This is a genomic window from Synechococcus sp. R8-2 (genome assembly GCF_047461715.1).
Classification (GTDB): Bacteria; Cyanobacteriota; Cyanobacteriia; order Thermostichales; family Thermostichaceae; genus Thermostichus.
The window spans coordinates 1-1788 of record NZ_JANSHQ010000416.1; the positions used below are offsets into that span (position 1 = coordinate 1).

1 protein-coding gene and 1 pseudogene are annotated in these 1788 nt (G+C 61.2%); one reads left to right on the plus strand and one right to left on the minus strand.

Annotated elements, in window-relative coordinates:
- Positions 1–175: 175 nt before the first annotated feature.
- A complete protein-coding gene (locus NW819_RS10140) occupies positions 176–1489 on the plus strand; it encodes a UbiH/UbiF/VisC/COQ6 family ubiquinone biosynthesis hydroxylase (protein WP_414413661.1) in 1314 nt (437 codons plus the stop codon).
- Between the two features lie 80 nt (positions 1490–1569).
- Here NW819_RS10140 and NW819_RS10145 read toward each other — a convergent pair.
- A pseudogene (locus NW819_RS10145) lies at positions 1570–1788 on the minus strand (hypothetical protein); the annotation flags it as partial.

A 1788-nucleotide genomic window follows, 5' to 3' on the forward strand; every position in this document is an offset into this window, starting at 1 on the left:
TCAGCGTAAATGTATCAGCTACCCACAGGGATTCCACCCTGCAGCAGCAAACAAAGGGGCTGAGATCAAAAGGGATCCCTCGTGGCGCTTTGACCCCACTTGCCGCTTGTCCTTAGCGGCCTGCCGGGTGCAGGAACCCTAGAATGGAAGTTAAGCCTACTTGCCGTGAGTGCCCATGAGCCTTTTGCCCACTTCCGCTGCTCCCCTAGCCATTGCTCCGACAGCAGCCAAGCCAAGGCGACTGGACTTCGAGGTGGTGATTGCCGGAGCTGGGATGGTGGGATCCACCTTAGCAGCCGCTTTGGGCCAGGCCGGGATCCGCGTCGGGCTGATCGAGGGGCGGGATCTCTCGCAGGGGGTGGGGGCGGATGGCCGAGCCAGCGCTTTGGCTCTGGGGACAGCCCGCATTCTGCAGCGGATTGGGGTATGGCCCCTTATGGAGGCCTGGGGAGTCTCTCCCATCCACCGCATTCAGGTCTCTGATGGGGAAGGCCCCTGGGTGGCTCAGCTGCGCCGTGAGATGCTCCAAGCGCCGGCCCTGGGCTACGTCGTGGAAAATCAAATTACCCAAAAAGCTCTGTTGCAGCGCATTCGCGAGTGCCCTTCGGTAACGCTTTTCAGCCCTGCTCAGGCGCAAAGTTTCTCCCCTGCAGCAGATCACCTGCGGGTAGAGCTGCTGGCTCAGGAGGGATCCCGGCAAACCCTGCGGGCTGCTCTGCTGGTGGTTGCAGATGGGGCCCGTTCGCGGCTGCGGGAACAGGCTGGGATCCCGTTATCCCGCTGGGGCTATGGACAGGTGTGCATCGTTTCCACCCTCACCCATGAGCATCCTCACCGGCAGGTGGCCTACGAGCGCTTTCAGGTCAGCGGTCCCTTCGCCATTTTGCCCACCTCCGATCCCCATCGCAGTTGTGTCGTCTGGACAGTTCGCCAAGCGGATCGAGATCGGCTGATGGGCTTATCTGAGGCTGAGTTTCTGCAGGCCATCCGGCCTTGGTTTGGATCCCAGTTGGGAGCGTTGCTGGCCGCCTCTCCCAGAGCTTGTTATCAGCCGCAGCGGGCCCATGCCCAAACCTATATCGGATCCCGGCTGGCTTTGGTGGGGGATGCTGCCCATACCACCCATCCGCTGGGGGGGCAGGGAGCGAATCTGGGCATGCGGGATGTGGCGGCCTTGGCTGCCCTGTTGATCGAAGCCAAAATGGCGGGCCGGGATCCCGGCGATCCGGCTTTGCTACAAGCCTACGAGCGCTGTCGCCGCCCAGAAAACGCGCTGGTTCTTTTTGCAACCGATGCTGCCAATCGCCTCTTTTCCAACCGAAGCTGGCCGTTGCTGGTCTTGCGTCGCCTGGGCCTGTGGGGACTGGAGGTTTTGCCGCTGCTCAAGCCTGCCTTGATGCGCCAAGCGATGGGGATCCGCCCCCACCAACCCCAACTCCAACAGCTCCCTTTCCCTGCACCCCCGGAACCTCTGGCTACGCCTGTCTAGATCCGGCCAAACTGTTGAGAGCTGGGCCCAGATCCTCGCCCGCCGCCTTTGTCCCCAGCAGACCAAGCGCTCCACAGGGATCAAGGCTGCTCCAGGGGTAAGTCTGAAAACAGCAATGGGGCAATATTGGCCGCCTGGTTGATGGGGATCTCGTCGTTGACGGCATACTGATAAAACTGATCCAAGCGCCGACACAAACCTTCTGGGGTCAAAGCCTGCACATTGGAGCTGATGATATAGCTTTGGGAAGGAGAGGCGCGAAACGCTTGAAAGGCTTTGCGACAAAAGTCCTGCTTGGC